The sequence below is a fragment of the Marinobacter sp. F3R11 genome (assembly GCF_003318275.1).
GTDB lineage: Bacteria > Pseudomonadota > Gammaproteobacteria > Pseudomonadales > Oleiphilaceae > Marinobacter.
Map to the genome: position 1 here is coordinate 125080 of NZ_QOCH01000015.1, position 21028 is coordinate 146107.

Consider the following 21028-nt stretch of genomic DNA (forward strand, 5'->3'; position numbering starts at 1 on the left):
GAAGGATCCTGCACCCTCAGCTCTCCCGCACAGCCATGAATCTGTTACCATAACGGCCTTCATAAAAACGCTGTTTTATACTTTGGAGTCAACGTGACCATTTCCCGCGAAGACATTGAAAAAGTCGCCGTGCTGGCCCGTATTCGTCTCGACGAAGAGCAGATACCGGCACTGGAGAAAGATCTGGGCAATATCCTCAGCCTTGTCGACCAGCTCACTGCCGCCGATACCGATAACGTCGAACCGCTGGCTCACCCGCTGGATGCGGTTCAGCGTTTGCGTCCGGATGAAGTAACCGAGAGCAATCAGCGCGAGGCTTTTCAGGCTATTGCACCAGCCACCGAGAATGGCCTCTATCTCGTACCCCGCGTTATTGAGTGATCTGACGAACCACATCATCAGGATTGAACATGCATAACAAATCCGTAGCAGAGCTTTCCCGGCAACTGGAAGGTGGCAAGATTTCAAGCGTGGAACTGACCCGTGAGTTCCTCGATCGTATCAAGGCTGAAGACAGCCAGTACAACAGCTTCATTACCATCACCGAAGACCAGGCGATGGCCGATGCCAAAGCCGCTGACGAACAGCGTGCAGCCGGTAACGCCAGCCCCTGGACCGGCGTACCTTTTGCCCACAAGGATATTTTCTGCACCAACGGCGTAACCACCACCGCTGGTTCGAAGATGCTGGCCAACTTTGTACCCCCTTACGATGCCACAGTAGCCGCCAATTTCCGCACTGCCGGTGCGGTGTGCCTGGGCAAAACCAATATGGACGAGTTCGCCATGGGCTCATCCAACGAATCCAGCTTTTACGGCCCGGTTACCAACCCCTGGGGCCTGAGTGGCAGCGGAAAACGCGTTCCCGGTGGCTCCTCCGGTGGCTCCGCAGCAGCCGTCGCAGCTCGCCTCGTGCCAGCTGCAACAGCCACAGATACCGGCGGCTCCATCCGCCAGCCGGCGGCGCTATGCGGCATAACAGGGCTGAAGCCGACCTATGGCAGAGTCTCCCGCTACGGCATGATCGCCTTTGCCTCCAGCCTTGACCAGGGCGGCACCATGGCGCGCACCGCAGAAGACAACGCTCTGATGCTGAATATAATGGCCGGATTTGACCCGAAAGATTCCACATCCGCTGATCGTGCCGTGCCGGATTACACGGCAACTCTGAACGAGCCGTTGAAGGGTCTGCGCATTGGCCTTCCAAAAGAATATTTCTCGGATCAGCTCAGCCCCGCGATGGAAGAACAGGTACGCAACGCGGTCAGAGAATACGAAAAGCTCGGCGCGACCGTGAAAGAAGTGTCTCTGCCTCATGCAAATCTGGCTATTGCCGCTTATTACGTCATTGCGCCTGCTGAGGCCTCAGCCAACCTGTCGCGGTTTGATGGCGTTAGATACGGATACCGGTGCGAGGATCCTCAGGATCTCAGCGATCTGTATACCCGTACCCGCGCCGAAGGCTTCGGAAGCGAAGTGAAGCGCCGTATTCTGGTGGGCACCTATGCTCTCTCCGCCGGCTACTTTGACGCTTATTACCTGAAGGCGCAGAAAGTCCGTCGTCTGATCCAGCAGGACTTTATTAACGCATTCAAAGACGTGGACGTACTGATGAGCCCGGTTTCACCCTCTCCTGCCTTTGTGCAGGGCGAAAAAACCAGCGACCCGGTCACTATGTACCTGGAAGACATTTTCACCATTGCCGTAAACCTTGCGGGCGTGCCTGCCATGTCGGTACCGGCAGGTTTTGTAGATGGCTTGCCAGTGGGGTTACAGATTATCGGGAACTACTTTGACGAAGCCCGCCTGCTAAATACAGCTCATCAGTTCCAGCAGGTAACTGACTGGCACCAGAAGCTTCCCCAGTAAGCCCGAATCAGGAGAACGTTTATGCAATGGGATATTGTGATCGGGCTGGAAATTCACGTTCAGCTTGCCACCAAGACCAAGATTTTTTCCGGCTCCAGCACCGCCTTTGGCGCCGAACCCAATACGCAGGCCAGCGCCGTTGATCTGGCCATGCCAGGTACCTTGCCTGTACCAAATGAACAAGCCTTCCGTTATGCCGTAATGTTTGGCCTGGCGGTAAATGCCGAAATCGGTCGACGCTCGGTATTTGACCGTAAAAACTACTTCTACCCGGATTTGCCCAAGGGCTACCAGACCACACAACTGGACCACCCCATTGTTGGCCCGGGCTTTGTGGATATTGACCTGGCCGATGGCCGTAGCAAGCGTGTACGCATTCATCACGCCCATCTGGAAGAAGACGCCGGCAAATCCCTGCACGAAGACTTCCATGGCATGACAGGCATAGACCTGAACCGCGCAGGCACGCCGCTGATCGAAATCGTTACCGAGCCGGATATGAACAGCGCGGAAGAGGCCGTTGCCTTCGCCAAAAAACTGCATAGCCTGGTATCCTCCATCGGCATCTGCGACGGCGACATGAGCCAGGGCTCCCTGCGTTTTGATGTCAACATTTCACTCAAGCCCAAAGGCTCGGACGAACTTGGCACCCGCACCGAAACCAAAAACCTGAACTCGTTCCGCTTTATGGAGCAGGCCATCGCCCACGAAGTGGAGCGGCAGATGGACATTCTGGAAGACGGCGGCAGAATCATTCAGGAAACGCGCCTCTACAACGGCGACCGTGATGAATCACGCTCCATGCGCAGCAAGGAAGAAGCCAACGACTACCGCTACTTCCCCTGCCCGGATCTGCTGCCGGTTGAGATAGACGACGCTTTTATTGAAAGTGCCCGCGTACTCCTGCCAGAACTGCCAGACGACCGCAAAGCCCGCTTCAAAGAGCAGTTTGGCCTGAATGATTACGACGCAGGCCTGCTGAGCGCAGATGCCCGGCTTGCAGGCTTTTTCGAGGAAACCGCCAGCCACGGCAAAGACCCGAAACTGGCGGCAAACTGGGTACTGGGTGAATTCTCCGCTCGCCTGAACGCAGAAGATAAAACAGTCACTCAGGCACCTATTACCGGCACGCAGCTGGGCCAGCTGGTTACGCGCATTGCCGACAACACGGTTTCGTCATCCGGAGCCAAAAAGGTATTCGAAGCACTCTGGAATGGTGAAGGCGACAATGCCGATGCCATCATCGAATCACAGGGCCTGAAACAGGTTTCGGATACTGGCGCACTGGAACAGATGGTTGATGAGGTTCTGGCAAACATGCCTGACCAGGTAGCCCAGTATCAGCAGGAAACCGATCCGAAGAAGCAGAAGAAGATGCTCGGCGGCTTTATGGGGCCTTTGATGAAGGCATCCAGAGGGCAGGGTAACCCGAAGCTTTTCAACGAAATTCTGCTGAAAAAGCTCAAGGGTTAAGGAACATCGTCTCAAACTGACGGATGTTCTGCTGAACGTAATCAATAAATGCCCGCATGGCCGGCGTAGGGTGCCGAGCCTGCGGGTAGACTACACACCAGCTCCGTCTCAGCGGAAACCCCTTGATATCCAAGATGTGCAGGCTGCCCAAAGCGAGCTCCGCCGCCACCCCCAGCTTTGGCAAAACGGCCACACCCAGCCCTGCCAGAACCGCATGCTTCAGAGCATCATTAGAGCCCAGCTCAATGCCTGGCTTTGCCCGTAAACGCTGATTCTGACAATGCAGTTCCAGAGCCAGCCGACTACCTGACCCACTTTCCCGCACCAACAACCCACTATCCAGAAACTCCTGAGCGGTCACATTCTGCTGCTGGAGTAACGGGTGACCACTGGGTACTACCGGTACCAATTCATTATCCAGAAATGGCAGTGATGCCAGAGGCCGCTCTGCCGGAACCATACCCATAATCACCAGGTCATCCGCGTTATCATTCAGGCGCCGGAGAGCCTCCGCCCGGTTAACAACCGCCACTGACACAGTCACCTGAGGGTTCAGTTGCAGAAAAGCGCTCAGCATATAGGGCACCACATACTGCGCGGTATTGACCGCCACCAGCCGTAATTCTCCAGCCACTTGCCCCTCCAGCGCAGCCAGACTGTTTTGTACCCGCTCCAGCTCACGGAACACCGAACGCACGCAGCCTGCCATTTCCTCGCCCGCTGCGGTGCAATAGAGCTTACGCCCGACATACTCAAACATCGGCAGACCCAGAGCCTGCTCAAGGTGGCGTACCTGGCTGCTAACGGCCGGCTGAGTCAGCCCAAGCAGTTCTCCTGCCTTGCTGTAGCTTTTCAGATCATTAACAGCCTTGAACACCTGAAGCTGTCTGAACGTCAGGCGACTGGCCAGTTTCTGAGTGCTCAGGGGCATAGCATTCCTTCCTCTTCTATTCATAAGATATTACTTATAGATAAACAAAATAATATCAATTATCCGAAAAAGATCTATCCCGCTAACCTTTTCACACCTTCATTCGGGACGACGAAACGAGGAATCCCCCATGCTGAAGAAAGTGTTAATCGCCAACCGCGGCGAAATTGCCGTCCGCATCGTGCGGGCCTGCGCAGAGATGGGGATACGCTCGGTGGCCATATACACCGAACCGGATCGCTATGGACTGCACGTCAAGCGGGCCGACGAATCCTATTCCCTGGGCGAAGACCCTTTGGCTGGCTATCTCGACCCGGCTCGCATTGTGAACCTGGCTGTAGAAACCGGCTGCGACGCCATTCACCCCGGCTACGGTTTCTTATCGGAAAACGCTGGCTTCGCCCGTCTGTGTGAACAGAAAGGCGTGACTTTTATCGGCCCGGAATCCAGCGTAATCCACGGAATGGGTGACAAAACCCAGGCCCGCAACAGTATGCGCGCAGCCGGTGTGCCGGTTACCCCTGGCTCCGAGGGCAATCTGGACAGCCTTGAAGATGCCCTGAAGCTGGCAAACGACATCGGCTATCCGGTAATGGTGAAGGCTACATCCGGAGGTGGAGGCCGCGGCATCCGTCGCTGTGACACGCCTCAAGAGCTGAAGGCCCAGTACCCACGAGTGATTTCCGAAGCTACCAAAGCCTTCGGCTCGGCCGAAGTGTTTATGGAGAAGTGCATCGTGAACCCTCGGCACATCGAGGTACAGATACTGGCAGACCGCCAGGGCAACGCCATCCACCTCTTCGAGCGGGACTGCTCCATCCAGCGCCGCAACCAGAAGCTGATCGAGATTGCCCCCAGCCCGCAGCTGACTCCGGAACAGCGCCAGTACATTGGCGATCTGGCGGTCCGGGCTGCCAGGGCAGTTGGCTATGAGAATGCGGGAACCGTGGAGTTCCTGCTGTCCGGCAACGAAGTCTATTTCATGGAAATGAACACCCGGGTACAGGTGGAACACACCATTACCGAAGCCATCACCGGCGTGGACATTGTCCGGGAACAGCTGCGTATCGCCTCCGGCCTGCCCCTGAGCTACCGCCAGGAAGACATACAGTTCCGGGGCTATGCCCTGCAGTTCCGCATCAACGCGGAAGATCCGAAAAACGACTTTCTGCCCAGCTTCGGGCGCATTACCCATTACTATGCGCCCGGCGGCCCCGGGGTACGGGTGGATACCGCCATCTATACCGGTTATGAAATCCCCCCCTACTACGACTCCATGTGCCTGAAACTGGTGGTCTGGGCGCTGACATGGGAAGAAGTCATTGCCCGCAGCAAGCGCGCCCTGGACGACATGCGCCTGCACGGCATAAGGACCACCGCCAACTACTACCAGCAGATTCTGGGACACCCGGATTTTGCCCGCGGAAAATTCGACACCAGCTTTGTGCCCTCTCATCCGGAACTGCTGAACTATTCAACCAAGCGCCATCCCAGCGAGATCGCCCTGGCCATTGCCGCCACCATCGCCGCCCACGCCGGCTGGTAATCAGGAGGAACACCCATGAGTACCATCAAGCAAATCGAAGTTACCGATGTCATCCTGCGGGATGCCCATCAGTCCCTGATCGCCACCCGCATGCGCACCGAAGACATGCTGCCCATCTGCGACAAGCTGGATCAGGTGGGCTACTGGTCCCTGGAAGTCTGGGGCGGAGCCACCTTTGACGCCTGTGTACGCTTCCTAAAGGAAGACCCCTGGGAACGACTGCGCCAGTTGCGTGCGGCCCTGCCCAACACCCGGCTGCAGATGCTGCTGCGGGGGCAGAACCTGCTGGGTTACCGCCACTATGCCGACGATGTGGTGGAAGCCTTTGTCCAGAAAGCCGCAGACAATGGCATTGATGTGTTCAGGGTATTTGATGCCCTCAACGACCTGCGTAACATCGAAACCGCCATGAAAGCGGTGAAAAAAGCCGGCAAGCATGCCCAGGGCACCATCTGCTACACCACCAGCCCGGTGCATACCCCGGAACTGTTTGTGCGCCAGGCCCGGGACATGCAGGCCATGGGCGCCGACTCCATCGCCATCAAGGATATGGCCGGACTGCTCACCCCCTACGCCACCTTTGAGCTGGTACAGGCCATCAAGGCCGAGGTAGATCTGCCGCTGGTAGTACACAGCCATTCCACCTCTGGACTGGCCCCCCTGTGTCAGCTCAAGGCCATAGAAGCCGGTGCCGATCGTATCGACACCGCCATTTCCTCCTTTGCCTCGGGCACCAGCCATCCTGCCACGGAATCCCAGGTGGCCGCCCTCAGGGGTACCGGCTATGACACAGGACTGGATCTCAATCTGCTGAGCGAGATTGCCGACTATTTCCGTGAGGTCCGGAAAAAATACCATCAGTTTGAAAGCGAATTCACCCGGGAAGATGTGTCGGTTCAGATCAACCAGGTTCCGGGCGGCATGATGTCCAACCTGGCCAACCAGCTGAAGGAACAGAATGCCCTGGACCGGATCCGGGAAGTCTTCGAGGAAATTCCCCGGGTTCGCGAAGACCTGGGCTTCCCGCCCCTGGTCACCCCCACCTCCCAGATCGTGGGCACCCAGGCGGTCTACAACGTGCTGGCGGGGCAAAGATACAAGACCATTACCAATGAGGTGAAACGCTACCTTCAGGGCGGCTATGGCAAGCCTCCGGCGGAGGTCAACAGCGAGGTTCGGAAGCAGGCCATCGGCAGCGAAACCGTGGACGAAGGCCGCCCCGCCGACCAGCTGGCGCCGGAACTGGACCGGCTCAGGGATGAAATCGGCAGCCTGGCGAAGAACGAGGAAGATGTGCTCACCTACGCCATGTTCCCGGATCTGGGCCGGGAATTCCTGCAGCAGCGCCAGGACGGCACCCTGACTCCGGAACCCCTGCTGCCCGCCGATCAGGGCCGAAAGGGCCAGATGACTACCGCCGTGGCCAGCGAATTCCGTATTGACGTACACGGGGAAACCTACGAAGTGGCAGTCACCGGAGCGGGTGACGCCGGTGCCGGAAAACGCAAGCTGTACCTGTCACTGGACGGCATGCCTGAAGAAGTGGTGTTCGAGCCCCTGAACGAATTTATCGCCGAAGGCAGCAGCGGCCGCAAGCGGGCCACCGAGCCCGGACATATCACGCCGGCCATGCCCGGTTCCGTGGTGGACGTGCTGGTCAGCGAGGGAGACGAAGTCGCTGCCGGTCAGGCGGTCATGATCACCGAGGCCATGAAAATGGAAACGGAAGTACACACCAGCATTACCGGCACAGTGCGCGCCGTGTATGTGACCAAGGGCGACCGGGTGACTCCCGGTGAAGTCCTGATCGAAATCAGCGAATAACGGGAGCGGACATGGATCATATTGTTCAGGGTGTACTGAAATTCCGCAGCGACATCTACCCCAGCCGCAAGGATCTGTTCCGGTCACTGGCCGACAGCCAGAATCCGGATGTGCTGTTTGTCACCTGCTCGGACTCACGGATAGATCCGAACCTGGTGACCGGCTCCCACCCCGGAGACCTGTTCATCTGCCGTAATGCGGGCAACATCATACCGCCACACAGCAATGATACCGGCGGCATGACTGCCTCCATCGAGTATGCGGTCGCGGTGCTGAAGGTGCGCCATATCATTATCTGCGGACACACGGACTGCGGCGCCATCAAAGGCGCCCTGGATATGTCAGCCCTGGACGGCCTGCCCCATGTCCGGGAGTGGCTGGGGCACTGTCGGTCAGCCATGGAAATCGTACGGGAACGGCACGGCATAGCCACCGGCGCCTGCCTGGACCACCAGCACATGGGTGAGGCCATCGAGGAAAATGTGCTGCAGCAGGTGCAGCACCTGCGCACACACCCGGTAGTGGCCGCCAAGCTGGCCACCCGGAAAATCCAGATCCACGGCTGGATCTACGACATAGAATCCGGAGCAATCCGCTGCTGCGGCCAGGACAGCCTGGAGTTCCAGCAGTTCGATGACTTCTACGCCGAAGTGATCCAACGTATCAGCAAGGCCTGATTGCCCAGAAACAGAAAGGATCGCCACCGGTTACCGGGGGCGATCCTTTTTTTCTTCAGGGCCGGCGTCAGGGCAAGGCTCAGGCCAGACGGGCCCAGAGGTCATGCTCATCCGCATGCTCCACCACGACCTGCACCATCTGCCCCGGCTCAAGATCGGTGACGTCGTTCAGATACACCATACCATCGATTTCTGGCGCATCAGCCTTGGAGCGACCAATGGCCCCCTCCTCGTCCACTTCGTCAATCAACACATCAATCGTTGTGCCGATTTTTGCCTGCAAGCGAGCGGCTGAGATATGGGCCTGTTTCTCCATAAACCGGGCGAGACGTTCTTCTTTGACTTCCTCCGGCACGGCGCCTTCAATCTCATTGGCCTTGGCACCCTCAACCGCACTGTAGGTAAAGGCACCCACGCGGTCCAGCTGAGCTTCATCCAGCCAGTCCAGCAGATACTGGAAGTCTTCCTCGGTCTCACCCGGAAAGCCGACAATAAAGGTGGAACGGATGGTCAGCTCCGGGCAGATTTCCCGCCAGCGGCGGATACGTTCCAGGGTCTTGCTATCATGGGCCGGGCGTTTCATGGCTTTCAGCACTTTCGGACTGGCATGCTGAAACGGAATATCCAGATACGGCAGAATCTTCCCTTCGGCCATCAGCGGAATAATGTCGTCCACGTGGGGGTATGGATACACATAATGCAGGCGCACCCAGACACCCATCTCACCCAACGCTTCACAAAGTGACTGCATTTTGGTTTTCAGGGGGCGCCCCTGCCAGAACCCGGTACGGTATTTTGTGTCAACGCCATAGGCCGAGGTGTCCTGAGAAATCACCAGCAACTCTTTTACGCCAGCATCAACCAGGCGCTGAGCCTCGTCCATTACGTCGCCAATAGGCCGGCTCACAAGATCGCCGCGCATGGAGGGGATAATGCAGAAGGTACAACGATGGTTGCAGCCTTCAGAAATCTTGAGGTAGGCGAAGTGCCTGGGAGTCAGCTTGATGCCCTGAGGCGGCACCAGATCTGTAAAGGGATCATGCTCGCGGGTTTGCGGAACGAACTGATGTACCGCCCCGACCACCTCTTCGTACGCATGGGGCCCAGAAACCGCCAATACACCCGGGTGGGTCTCGCGGATCTTGTCGGCTTCCACCCCCATACAGCCGGTAACAATCACTTTGCCGTTTTCGCTAATCGCTTCGCCAATGGCATCGAGAGATTCCTGCTTGGCAGCATCAATGAAACCACAGGTATTCACCACCACTATGTCAGCATCGTTGTAAGTAGGAACAACGTCGTAACCATCCAGCCGCAATTGGGTCAGGATGCGCTCGGAATCAACCAGAGCCTTGGGGCAGCCCAGACTGATAAAACCAACTTTGCCGTTACCGGCCACTGTGTTCTCGGTTTTTTCTGTCATATAACGTTTCAGGATTCCTGGCGCCCGGCGAGAGCACACAAATGAATGGAGGCGGAATTTTACACCAGTCGAGCCCCCCTCTGCAGCAAAAGCCGAGCCGACCTGATATCTAAATGTTCCCGGCTTAAGTCAAATTTGTGACGCCTTGTTCAGAAAAATACATTAAATCTGCAACAATGTACGACACAAAAGTTGCTGATCAGAAAACAAACAACTACACTTTTTACCGGTTACGCCTTGTTCTGAAACATTATTTACATCCGGGCACACGCCATCAGGGCCATCAAAGCGCCTATAACGGGCGTTTATAAAGAACGACCAATTAGAAGAGCTTATTCAAGAGTCCCCATGAAAGCAGCCACAATCAAGCCCAACCTGCGCAACCAACAGCGTGTGGATGTCGAGAGCGATATCGTCATCGAGAAGCCGGATGGTCGCCAGCTCACCTGTAAAATATCCAACCTTTCCCGCTCCGGCGTAATGGTTCGTTGTGATCAGGAGACGGCAGGCCAGCTCATACCCGACCTGAAAGCCCCCGCACCGGGAAACTGGCTGACCGTAAAAGCCCAGTTCTCTGTACCGGTCGTCGCAACCCAGCCAGTGTCCATTTTAGCCAACGGGAACATTATTCACCTGCGAAGAATGGCCAGAGACGAATTCCAACTCGGCATTCAGTTTGCGGACTTTGAAGGTAACGGGTTCGATTATATAGACCTCTATGTTCGCAAACTTCTGGCCGATTCACGCAACCCCGCCTGAAACCGATCGACACAACAACAGCCCCAAACCCGCTCCAGGCCGCGCTCCTTTGAGCGCTATATTGCTATAACTTAAAACTCTAATAGCAGGCCTTCTTATAGCCATATTGCCTCTGATATGATTGCCGTTCATATTTGCACGCCATCAAGGCCCGCTGCGGCACGGATTATCATGACCACATACAACCTCACGCATCTGAAGCAACTGGAAGCGGAAAGCATCCACATTATTCGCGAAGTGGCCGCCGAGTTTGATAACCCGGTAATGCTCTATTCCATCGGCAAAGATTCCGCCGTTATGCTGCACCTGGCCCGCAAGGCTTTCTACCCGGGAACATTACCTTTCCCCCTGATGCACGTGGATACCACCTGGAAATTCCGGGACATGATTGATTTCCGCGAGCGCAAGGTGAAGGAATACGGGCTGGATCTGATAGTGCACATCAATCAGGACGGCGTGGAACAGGGTATTGGCCCCTTCTCCCACGGTAGCGCAAAGCATACGGACATCATGAAAACCCAGGCGCTCAAACAAGCTCTGGACAAATACGGGTTTGATGCAGCTTTCGGTGGCGCCCGCCGGGATGAAGAAAAATCCCGGGCCAAAGAGCGCGTCTACTCTTTCCGTGATGAATACCACCGCTGGGACCCCAAAAACCAGCGACCGGAACTCTGGAACACCTATAACGGCAAGGTAAACAAAGGCGAGAGTATTCGGGTTTTCCCGCTCTCAAACTGGACTGAGCTGGACATCTGGCAGTACATCTATCTTGAAAATATCGAAATCGTTCCTCTTTACTACTCTGCGGTACGCCCGGTGGTAGAGAGAGACGGCTCACTCATTATGGTGGATGACGACCGCATGCCTCTGAAGGAGGGTGAAAAGCCGATGATGAAGTCCATCCGTTTCCGTACTCTGGGGTGCTACCCACTGACCGGCGCCATTGAATCTGAGGCGGACACTCTGCCGGAGATTATCCAGGAAATGTTGCTGGCGACCAGTTCAGAACGCCAGGGCCGCGTGATCGATCACGACTCGGCCGGCTCCATGGAACAGAAAAAGCGGGAAGGGTACTTCTGATATGTCACACCAATCTGATCTCATCGCCGACGACATCCAGGCTTATCTCAAACAGCACGAGAACAAAGAGCTGCTGCGCCTGCTCACCTGTGGCAGCGTAGACGACGGCAAAAGCACCCTGATCGGCCGCCTGCTGCATGACACAAAAATGATCTACGAAGATCATATGGCCACCCTGAAAACCGACAGTGCAAAAATGGGCACCACCGGTGAAAAGCTCGATCTTGCCTTGCTGGTAGACGGCTTGCAGGCGGAGCGTGAACAGGGCATCACCATTGATGTCGCCTACCGCTACTTCTCCACCGACAAACGCAAGTTCATCATAGCCGACACGCCAGGGCATGAGCAGTACACACGGAACATGGCCACGGGCGCGTCCACAGCGCAGGTCGCTATTCTGATGATCGACGCCCGCAGAGGCGTACTTACCCAGACACGTCGACATTCATACATTGCCTCCCTGCTTGGCATACGGCACATCGTAGTGGCCGTTAACAAGATGGACCTGGTGGATTTCAGCGAAGACCGCTTTAACGAAATCAGAGAGGAATACCTGGCCTTTGCCGCAAAACTCGGGCTGAACGACATCCGCTTTGTGCCGATCTCGGCCCTGGAAGGGGATAATGTGGTCAACCACAGCAAGAACATGCCGTGGTTTAACGGACAGCCGCTGATGGAGATCCTCGAAACGGTCGAAGTGGGCCGTGACAAGAATCTGGAGCACTTCCGCTTCCCGGTTCAGTATGTAAACCGCCCAAACCTGAACTTCCGCGGCTTCTGCGGCACCATAGCCTCTGGCGTGATTCGCCCGGGTGACAAGGTTATGGCCCTGCCCTCCCGGCGCCTCAGTACCATCAGGGAAGTAGTCACGTTTGATGGTAACCTGGATGAAGCATACATCGACCAGGCGGTAACACTGACTCTGGCCGACGAGATTGATATCAGCCGTGGCGACATGCTGGTAAAACCTGAAGACGAGCCGGAAGTAAGCAATCGCTTCAAGGCCAACATCGTGTGGATGGCTGACGCCCCCCTGCAAACCGGCCGTCTGTATGACATCAAACTGGGCCCCACCTTCACATCGGGCACGGTTCGGAAAATCCACTATCAGACCGACGTGAACACTCTGGAGCAGAATGCAAATCCTGAACTGCTGCAAGTAAATGAAATCGGGCTGTGTGACGTAACACTGAGCCAGCCAATCGCGTTTGATGTATACAAGCGCAACCATGCTACAGGTAGCTTCATCGTTATCGACAGGCTGACCAACGTAACCGTTGGCGCCGGTATGATTGACGGACTGGCAGAAACTGCAGGAAATCTGGAACCGGTCAGCCCGCAAGAGCGTGAACGACGACTGGCTCAGCAGCCGACGATTATCGGCTGCTCCGGCAAACAAGCTCCAGCCCTTGCACTGGCGGTGGAGCGTGCACTTTTTGACCAGGGCAAGACTGCAGTGGTCCTGAGCGAAGACAATGCGGGCAATGCTGACGACCGCCGTCGTACTGCCCAGCTGCTCACAGCCCATGGGCTGATTGCGATTGCAGTGAATCTAGGCACTGATGTGGCCAGCGTTTCCGTATCGGCTGATAGCACAGAGGAAGTATCCGACATTGCTGCTGCTCTGGTGCAGGAACTGGTTCGCGATAAGAGAATTTAACCCGGGAACCAGGCATGGCTGTTTAGATGGAGGCCGCGGGGCGGGGAGTCTTTTCTTCTGGAAAAACAACTCGCTTCGCTCAGACATTTTTTCCGGCAGAAAAGACTCCCCGCCCCACGGCTATCAGGCTATGCAGTAATTCTCCCTTTTAGTCGTGAATGTAATCGTTGTACGTGGCAAAATCTGTGGCCCTGAAGGTTTCCTTCGGGGCTTTTTTTGCTTATTAATTCAGGAAATTTCTGTTTATGGCCATCAAACACCTGCGCACTGCTTTTTCCAGTCAATATCAGCCGGGGCAGCCTGCTCGCCTCCAAAGTGGTGAATCACTGCAGGAACCGGGTGGCGACTATGAAGCCCTGCACAAGCAGATGAAGCGGCTGTTCAACAGCAAGCCCGGTAAAAAATATGGGCGGTTTTCGGAGGATATTGGTGAAAGCCCGTTTGCTGGCTGGCTGAAGGATTACCTTGAGGACAAGCAGAGTTTTGCATCGTTCACTGACAGGTTGTTCGGGCAGTGGCAGGAATTGCTGACTGGATCCCAGGAGGAGTTTCAGGGGCAGCTTATGGTTGTTCACGAAGCGCTTGCGGACTCGGATGTTGTTTATGTAATGATTCTCGAAAGCGATGGTGCTCTGCGTTTCGATGGCAACCAGGCCTTGGACACAACAGATGTGCTGAGTACGTCGCGCCTGAACCTTGCGATGCGGGTTGAGCTGGACGACTGGCTGGGAGACAACGCAGCCGAGAACTACCTTACCCTGGTTCATGCCCGTGGCACTGGTGAACCTGGCGACCTGTTCATCCGCTTGTGTGGTTTCACCAATCAGGTGGATGTGGAAAAGGAAACCCTGACGTTTCTGGATGCGGTGGAGGCATTTGCAAAGTCGTCAGAACCCGAAAAGGCTGGAGAGGTTCGTACGCGAGCATACGAATTCTGCAAGGAGCAGCATGCGCTGGGCGAGCCGGTTGCTATTGAGGCATTGTCTGGCTATCTGGACGAGGATCAGCCCGAGCGCTTCCGGGAGTTCGCAAGCAAGTCGGCTGAGCTGCCGGAAAGCGGTGTTCTGCATCCGGATCATCGCAAGGTGAAGAAGCTGGTGCGTATTGCCGGCTCTGGTGGTGGCATGAGTGTTTCTTTTTCTTCGGACCTGGTAAACCAGGCGGTGTACTACGACCGGGATAAGGATGCACTTACTATTACCCGTTTGCCCAAGGCATTGCGGGAGCAGCTGGAGCGGTATCTCGAGAGTCGCGAGGACTGATTCTTCGGAACCATGTATCGGCCTGACTTACCTGGCGCTTCGATGGCTGGCTCCGGGGCGCGGTGGATCTTTTCTTCTGGAAAAAGCAACTCGCTGCGCTCAGACATCTTTTTCCGGCAGAAAAGATCCACCACACCACGGGCCGATCAGGCTGAGGGGTTTATCTGGTTAGGTTATCTCTTCCGGTTTTTTATCGGTCCACCTCGGGCGGTTTGCTCTTAGCTCCCTCACATCCTGCATCCAGCCAACCCCGTCAACCAGTTCGCCCGTTTCGTGGTCGAGTGGCGGGTATGGCAGATTGCGGTCGTCGCAGTAGCGTTTTACAACGGGCTGACACCAACTGAACAACAGGCGGTTGTATTCGTCATCCGGTATGCGTCGGGAGTTGAATAACCCCGCTTCTTTTCGCTGCCTCTGTGCTTCCGAGAGGATAATGGCGCAGGCGGCGGATACGTTGAGGGATTCCACCATACCCATCATGGGGATGACGATGTGTTCATCTGCCTGCTCGGCTGCACCGGCGCTGACACCATCCACTTCATTGCCCATGACGATGGTACAGGGCACGGTGAAATCTGCGGAGCGGTAATCAATGGCGCGGTCTGACAGCTGTGCCGCGTAGAGTTTATGCCCCTGCCCTTTCAGGTTCGTTATAGCATCATCCATGGTGCGATGGGTGTGGGGTGTTACCCATTTGAAGCTGCCACCAGCAGTTTTACGAAAGGCACGAAAACCTTCTTTGGGCCAAACCACGTGCATACTGGAAAGCCCGAAGGCATCGCAGGATCGCAGTATGGCGGAGAGGTTTCTCGGTTTGTGAACCTGGTCAGTCAGGACGCTCAGATCAGGTTGGCGGGTGTGTAAAACCTGCTTGATACGGGCAAGGCGTTCGGGAGTCATAATCTTGTGATGTTTGTGGTAAGTGATTGATACGCCGAAGCTCGACGAAGCGATTGGTGCAGGACTCTCCAAAAACGTGGAGCGCCAGGGATGGCGCGACCGAGCCCTACAGGGAAGTATTTACGGGCGCTTTTTGGAGAGTCCTGTACCAATTGCTCCAGACTCCGAAATTTAAACCGCAGAAATAATACCACAGCAAAACTGGCAGTTTACCGAGACAATGCTGGTTGCAGAATGATCACGCCGTTATAATGCGCAGTTCTTCTTTTCAGTGCGTCCGGTCCTGACTGCCCAAGGCTCCAGGCGCCAAATACATCCAGTTATGTTGAGAACCATGGCCAAAAAGCTGTTCATCAAAACTCACGGTTGCCAGATGAATGAATACGATTCATCCCGCATGGCCGACCTGCTTAAAACCGGCGAAGCGGTAGAAATGACCGACTCACCGGACGACGCCGACATTCTGTTGCTGAACACTTGCTCCATTCGTGAAAAAGCTCAGGAAAAAGTTTTCCATCAACTGGGACGCTGGAAAAAACTGAAAACGAAGAAACCGGAACTGATCATCGGTGTCGGCGGCTGTGTGGCCAGCCAGGAAGGTCAGGCTATTCTCGACCGGGCACCTTATGTTGACATGGTCTTCGGTCCACAGACCCTGCACCGCCTGCCGGATATGATTACCGAAGTGCGCGTAAAAGGTAACGGCGTGGGGCTTGTAGATGTGAGCTTTCCGGAGATCGAAAAGTTCGACAACCTGCCTGATCCGGGAGCAGACGGGCCATCCGCATTTGTTTCCATCATGGAAGGCTGCAGCAAATACTGCACCTTCTGCGTGGTGCCATACACCCGAGGCGAGGAAGTCAGCCGGCCAGCTGATGATGTGATCGCTGAGGTCGCTCATCTTGCGAGCCAGGGCGTGCGCGAGGTCAATCTTCTGGGTCAGAACGTGAATGCTTACCGTGGTGAAACCCATGATGGCGATTTTATGGATCTGGCGGAGCTGATCACCCTGATAGCCACCATCGACGGCATCGATCGCATCCGTTACACCACCTCCCACCCGGTTGAGTTCACCGATGCGATGATTGAAGTGTACAACCAGGTACCTGAACTGGTCAGTCATCTGCACTTGCCGGTACAGAGCGGTTCCGACCGCATTCTGGCGGCCATGAAACGCGGCCACACGGCGCTGGAGTACAAATCCAAGCTTCGTCGTTTGCGCAAGATTCGCCCGGACATCAGTTTTTCCTCTGATTTTATCATCGGTTTCCCGGGTGAAACCGATAAGGATTTTGAAGACACAATGAAGCTGATCAATGATATCGGTTTCGACATGTCGTTCAGTTTTATTTACAGCGCTCGCCCCGGTACGCCAGCCTCGGATTTACCGGACGACACTGAAATGGACGTCAAGAAAAAGCGCCTGAAAATCCTGCAGGACCGGATCAACCAGACAGTTATGGACATCAGCCGCAAGATGGTAGGCTCAACCCAGCGTATCCTGGTAACCGGACTGTCAAAGAAAGATCCCGGGGAGTATTCCGGACGCACCGAAAACAACCGGATTGTTAATTTCCGGCATGAGAATCCCGGGGTTGTCGGGCACTTCATAGACGTCGAGATTGTCCAGGCCTACGCAAACTCCTTACGCGGCGTGCCTGTTGACTCCGAGCTGCACTGAGCCTCACCCCCGGCATTCTATAATCTTCAAGCCGTATACCGGCTGAAAAGAAACGGAGTAAGATTGAACACCAACGATTCCAGACAATTTGATTTACATCCGATAGATCAACACAGGTTGACCACACTTTGCGGGCAGTTTGATGAGAACCTGAAGCACGTCGAACGGCGCCTGCAGGTATCAATCAGCCGCAGAGGCCATCACTTCCGGGTGGAAGGCGAAACCGAACACGTTGCCGCAGCAGTGGAAGTAATCCGGCACCTTTATCGGGAAACTGAGGCTACTGATGACATTTCGCCGGACACCGTGCATCTGTATATCAGGGAAACCGGATTTGAGCGGCTCCCCGAAGATGTTCCGTTCGATGGTTCGGTTACGATTATCAAAACCCCGAAACTTACCGCGAAACCCCGCGGCGCGAATCAGCAGAAGTATGTCCACAGCATTCGCTCCCACGACATCAACTTTGGCATTGGCCCTGCTGGCACGGGCAAAACCTGGCTGGCTGTGGCCTGTGCAGTTGAAGCGCTGAAAGATGAGCAGGTAAAACGGATTCTGTTGGTTCGCCCGGCAGTTGAAGCAGGTGAAAAACTGGGCTTTTTGCCCGGGGATCTGGCCCAGAAGGTGGACCCCTATCTTCGGCCGTTGTATGACGCACTTTATGAAATGCTCGGGTTTGATCATGTCACCCGGCTTATCGAGAAAAGCGTGATTGAAATCGCACCTCTGGCGTTCATGCGCGGCCGGACCCTGAATAACTCATTTATTATTCTTGATGAAAGCCAGAACACCACCCGCGAGCAGATGAAGATGTTCCTGACGCGAATTGGTTTTGGCTCTACGGCCGTGATTACCGGCGATACCACTCAGGTGGATCTGCCCCGCGGCCAGAATTCCGGGCTGACACACGCAGCAGGCGTGCTCAGTAAGGTTACGGGCATTGGTTTTACCCGTTTCGAGGCCAAAGACGTTGTCCGGCACCCCCTGGTCCAGCGGATAGTGGAAGCCTACGACTCGTTTGATGAATCAAACGTAAAAGGGAGTGACCACAGGCAGTGAGTGAACTGACGGTCGATTTCCAGAATGTCTTCGAAGGCTCCGGAGTACCGGCGGAGTCCCTGTTTCAGACCTGGGCTCAGGCAGCCTGGCTTGCGCCGGATTCATCCGAGGTAACCATCCGCATTGTCGGCATTGATGAGAGCCAGGCACTGAATCATCAGTACCGGGGAAAGGACAAACCAACCAATGTATTGTCCTTTCCATTTGAAGCCCCAGCCGGTATAACAATGCCATTGGCAGGAGATCTCGTTATTTGCGCCCCGGTGGTGGAAGATGAAGCCAGGGAGCAGCATAAAGAACCGGCAACTCACTGGGCACACATGGTGGTGCACGGTATGTTGCATCTTCAGGGTTATGACCATATTGATGATGAAGACGCAGAGGCCATGGAGGCCCTGGAAATCCGGTTGCTGGCACAGCTTGGGTTCAGCAACCCCTATACAGCAGAGGAAACGGTAAAAGACTCATGAGCGACGATCAGTCGAGTCGCAGTCAGGGCTCTCACAAGTCCTGGCTGGAGCGTATATCACATGCCTTCTCCAACGAGCCAGAGTCTATCGAAGACGTTCTGGAGATACTGCGGGATGCCGAATCCCAGGCCATTATCGATGGCGATGCAATGAGCATCATCGAAGGGGCCATGCAGGTGGTGGACATGCGGGTGGAAGAAATCATGATCCCCCGTTCCCAGATGGTCACTGTACGGGCCTCCCAGGATCCGAAAGAATTTCTTGATGAAGTCATCTCATCTGCCCACAGCCGGTTCCCGGTTATTGGCGACAGCCAGGATGATGTCATCGGTGTTCTTCTCGCAAAAGATCTTTTGCCGCTGGCACTCAATAACGATATGGACTGGTCCCATGTCCGCGAAATTCTGCGTCCACCAACGTTTGTGCCCGAGAGCAAACGCCTGAACCAGCTTCTCAAGCAGTTCAAGGAAAACCGCAACCACATGGCAATCGTTGTGGATGAGTACGGTGGAACGGCCGGCCTGATTACCATTGAGGATGTGCTGGAGCAGATCGTCGGAGAGATCGAGGATGAACACGATTTCAATGAAGAAACCCACATCAAGGCCCACGGCGACGGCTCTTACGCTGTTAAAGCGGTAACACCGGTGGACGATTTCAATGAGTTCTTCAAGACCGGGCTGGATGAGGAAGAGTTCGACACGATTGGCGGCGTAGTACTCAAGGAGTTCGGACACCTGCCCAGACGAGGCGAGACGATTGAATTCGGCGGTTTACGCTTTACCATTGCCAATGCAGATAATCGTGTCATCCGCCTGCTACAGGTAACCCGTAGTGAGCAGTGACGAGTCAAAACCCCTTATCACCCCGGCTCATTCATTTTTCTCCAATCGCTGGTCAGGCGCGGCGACCCTTGTGGTTGCCGGTGCCTTGCAGACTCTCACCTTTTCACCGTTTTATCTCTGGTGGCTCGGCCCGGTTTCCGTACTGCTTGTTCTGCTGGTCACCATCCCACTGGCAGCCAAACGGCTCTTCGCCGCCGGCTGGCTGACGGGGCTGGGTCTGTTTGGCTCGGGAGCAAGCTGGGTTTATATCAGCATCAGCGAATTCGGAAACACCTCTCTCCCCGTTTCGGTACTACTTACAGCGGCGTTTGTAGCCGGACTGGCCCTTTTCCCGGCTCTCGCATTCTGGTTCTGGAGCAAACTGGCCAGCAACAGCGCTGTGCGGCGGCTCATTCTCTTCCCTGCTATCTGGATCCTCGGAGACTGGCTGCGAGGCTGGCTGCTGACCGGTTTTCCATGGCTATATCTGGGAACAGCGCACACCGACGGCCCGCTGGCAGGCCTCGCGCCGGTTATCGGGGTTCACGGCATCACCTTCTGGGTGGCAGCAAGCGGAGCTGCAATTTTTGCAGCCGGCTGGCTTATATCACGGCACCGCCTGATCAGTGCCGGAATACTGGTGACAGCTACGCTGATTCCCTGGGTCACTGCGCCGGCATTGAACCGTATCGACTGGACAGACATGAGCACCGAGCCCGTCTCTGTTGCAGCCATGCAGGGGAATATTCCACAGCTGGTCAAGTGGGACCCGGAATTTCTGAAAGATCAGATTGTGGCCTATCTGGGCATGACAGAACCCTATTGGGATACAGATCTTATTCTCTGGCCCGAAACCGCCATCCCCATACCACAGGACCAGGCGGGAAAAATCATTGATCACATCAAGGAGAACCTCGGGGATGACAGCACCCTTATCACGGGTATCCCCTGGTACGGCGTAAGCGCACGAACTGGCAAGTTTACGTATCACAACAGCATTACAGCCATTGGCAACGGCAATGGCATTTATCACAAGCAGAAACTGGTACCTTTTGGTGAGTATGTTCCCCTCGAAGGCGTTTTGAGGGGGCTGATCGGATTCTTTGATTTGCCAATGTCGAGCTTTACACGTGGTCCGGAGAATCAGGGGCCATTAATTGCCAACGGCTCCCGGGTGATGCCGTTCATCTGCTACGAAGTAGCATATCCGGATTTTCTGGCTCGTAACGCCGTAAATTCGGATTTATTGCTGACGATCAGCAATGATGGCTGGTTCGGAGATTCGGTAGGGCCTCTGCAGCATCTTCAGATTGCACGCATGCGAGCGCTGGAAACCGGTCGATATATGATTCGCGGCACGAATAACGGGGTCACCGCAATCATTGACAACAAAGGGCAGATCACATCACGTATTCCGCAGTTTGAGCGCGCGGTGCTTACGGGCGAGGTATTCAAGGCAAGTGGAAGTACGCCGTATATGATGACCGCTTCCTGGCCGGTTTTGACACTGGCGTTGATTCTGATCGTTTTTGTTCGCGAGCGGGTTATTCCTGAAAACTGATTCGATTCAGGCTCTGGTGCCCAAACTTAA

The 21028-nt window shown here is 55.4% G+C and carries 18 protein-coding genes; 15 read left to right on the forward strand and 3 right to left on the reverse strand.

Annotated elements, in window-relative coordinates; all coding sequences use genetic code 11:
- Window positions 1–93: 93 nt before the first annotated feature.
- From gatC to gatB, 3 genes are read left to right on the forward strand one after another with little or no spacing between them, the layout of a single operon-like run.
- A complete protein-coding gene (gatC, locus tag DS878_RS08990; protein WP_096781171.1) occupies window positions 94–381 on the forward strand; it encodes an Asp-tRNA(Asn)/Glu-tRNA(Gln) amidotransferase subunit GatC in 288 nt (95 codons plus the stop codon).
- A gap of 29 nt (window positions 382–410) precedes the next feature.
- Entirely contained in the window at window positions 411–1868 is a 1458-nt protein-coding gene (gatA, locus tag DS878_RS08995) for an Asp-tRNA(Asn)/Glu-tRNA(Gln) amidotransferase subunit GatA (protein WP_113815643.1), read from the forward strand.
- Between the two features lie 21 nt (window positions 1869–1889).
- Window positions 1890–3341: an Asp-tRNA(Asn)/Glu-tRNA(Gln) amidotransferase subunit GatB gene (gene gatB, locus DS878_RS09000; RefSeq protein ID WP_113815644.1), complete on the forward strand. Its 1452-nt coding sequence runs from the start codon at window positions 1890–1892 to the stop codon at window positions 3339–3341.
- Here the strand turns inward: gatB and DS878_RS09005 are convergent.
- Window positions 3331–4272, reverse strand: coding sequence for a LysR family transcriptional regulator (locus tag DS878_RS09005; RefSeq protein WP_113815645.1), 942 nt, complete (start codon window positions 4270–4272; stop codon window positions 3331–3333). The genes gatB and DS878_RS09005 overlap by 11 nt on opposite strands.
- 130 nt (window positions 4273–4402) lie before the next feature.
- On the opposite strand from DS878_RS09005, the gene DS878_RS09010 reads away from it, so the two are divergent.
- From DS878_RS09010 to DS878_RS09020, 3 genes are read left to right on the forward strand one after another with little or no spacing between them, the layout of a single operon-like run.
- Entirely contained in the window at window positions 4403–5818 is a 1416-nt protein-coding gene (locus DS878_RS09010; protein ID WP_113815646.1) for an acetyl-CoA carboxylase biotin carboxylase subunit, read from the forward strand.
- 15 nt (window positions 5819–5833) lie between these two features.
- Entirely contained in the window at window positions 5834–7642 is a 1809-nt protein-coding gene (gene oadA / locus DS878_RS09015; RefSeq protein WP_113815647.1) for a sodium-extruding oxaloacetate decarboxylase subunit alpha, read from the forward strand.
- Window positions 7643–7653: 11 nt separating this feature from the next.
- The gene (locus DS878_RS09020; RefSeq protein WP_113815648.1) at window positions 7654–8319 is read left to right on the forward strand and encodes a carbonic anhydrase; all 666 of its coding nucleotides are present in this window, start codon (window positions 7654–7656) and stop codon (window positions 8317–8319) included.
- A 79-nt stretch (window positions 8320–8398) separates the two neighbouring features.
- On the opposite strand, the gene rimO is transcribed toward DS878_RS09020, so the two are convergent.
- Window positions 8399–9742 carry a 30S ribosomal protein S12 methylthiotransferase RimO gene (gene rimO, locus DS878_RS09025; protein WP_113815649.1) on the reverse strand — a complete coding sequence of 448 codons (1344 nt, stop codon included), beginning with the start codon at window positions 9740–9742 and terminating at the stop codon, window positions 8399–8401.
- A gap of 348 nt (window positions 9743–10090) precedes the next feature.
- Here rimO and DS878_RS09030 point away from each other — a divergent pair, with 348 nt between their 5' ends.
- The 4 genes from DS878_RS09030 to DS878_RS09045 all read left to right on the forward strand — a co-directional run bounded on the left by DS878_RS09030 (window position 10091) and on the right by DS878_RS09045 (window position 14503).
- Window positions 10091–10501, forward strand: a complete 411-nt coding sequence (locus DS878_RS09030; protein ID WP_113815650.1) for a PilZ domain-containing protein — start codon at window positions 10091–10093, stop codon at window positions 10499–10501.
- A gap of 171 nt (window positions 10502–10672) precedes the next feature.
- Window positions 10673–11581 (forward strand): sulfate adenylyltransferase subunit CysD, encoded by a 909-nt coding sequence (gene cysD, locus DS878_RS09035; protein WP_113815651.1) that lies wholly within the window; start codon window positions 10673–10675, stop codon window positions 11579–11581.
- Between the two features lies 1 nt (window position 11582).
- Complete coding sequence (gene cysN, locus DS878_RS09040) at window positions 11583–13241, forward strand: sulfate adenylyltransferase subunit CysN (RefSeq protein WP_113815652.1); 1659 nt, start codon at window positions 11583–11585, stop codon at window positions 13239–13241.
- A gap of 245 nt (window positions 13242–13486) precedes the next feature.
- Entirely contained in the window at window positions 13487–14503 is a 1017-nt protein-coding gene (locus DS878_RS09045) for a nucleoid-associated protein (protein ID WP_113815653.1), read from the forward strand.
- A 168-nt stretch (window positions 14504–14671) separates the two neighbouring features.
- On the opposite strand, the gene trmH is transcribed toward DS878_RS09045, so the two are convergent.
- On the reverse strand, window positions 14672–15403 hold the full coding sequence (gene trmH / locus DS878_RS09050) for a tRNA (guanosine(18)-2'-O)-methyltransferase TrmH (protein WP_113815654.1): 732 nt from the start codon (window positions 15401–15403) through the stop codon (window positions 14672–14674).
- A gap of 334 nt (window positions 15404–15737) precedes the next feature.
- Between trmH and miaB the strand changes: the two genes are divergently transcribed.
- The 5 genes from miaB to lnt all read left to right on the forward strand — a co-directional run bounded on the left by miaB (window position 15738) and on the right by lnt (window position 20998).
- A complete protein-coding gene (gene miaB, locus DS878_RS09055) occupies window positions 15738–17084 on the forward strand; it encodes a tRNA (N6-isopentenyl adenosine(37)-C2)-methylthiotransferase MiaB (protein WP_113815655.1) in 1347 nt (448 codons plus the stop codon).
- A gap of 63 nt (window positions 17085–17147) precedes the next feature.
- A complete protein-coding gene (locus DS878_RS09060; RefSeq protein WP_113815656.1) occupies window positions 17148–18143 on the forward strand; it encodes a PhoH family protein in 996 nt (331 codons plus the stop codon).
- Window positions 18140–18613, forward strand: coding sequence for an rRNA maturation RNase YbeY (gene ybeY / locus DS878_RS09065; RefSeq protein ID WP_113815657.1), 474 nt, complete (start codon window positions 18140–18142; stop codon window positions 18611–18613). The genes DS878_RS09060 and ybeY overlap by 4 nt, the downstream gene beginning before the upstream one ends.
- Window positions 18610–19458 carry an HlyC/CorC family transporter gene (locus DS878_RS09070; RefSeq protein ID WP_113815658.1) on the forward strand — a complete coding sequence of 283 codons (849 nt, stop codon included), beginning with the start codon at window positions 18610–18612 and terminating at the stop codon, window positions 19456–19458. The genes ybeY and DS878_RS09070 overlap by 4 nt, the downstream gene beginning before the upstream one ends.
- Window positions 19448–20998, forward strand: a complete 1551-nt coding sequence (gene lnt, locus DS878_RS09075) for an apolipoprotein N-acyltransferase (protein ID WP_113815659.1) — start codon at window positions 19448–19450, stop codon at window positions 20996–20998. Before DS878_RS09070 ends, lnt begins: the two co-directional genes overlap by 11 nt.
- The last annotated feature ends 30 nt before the right edge of the window (window positions 20999–21028 follow it).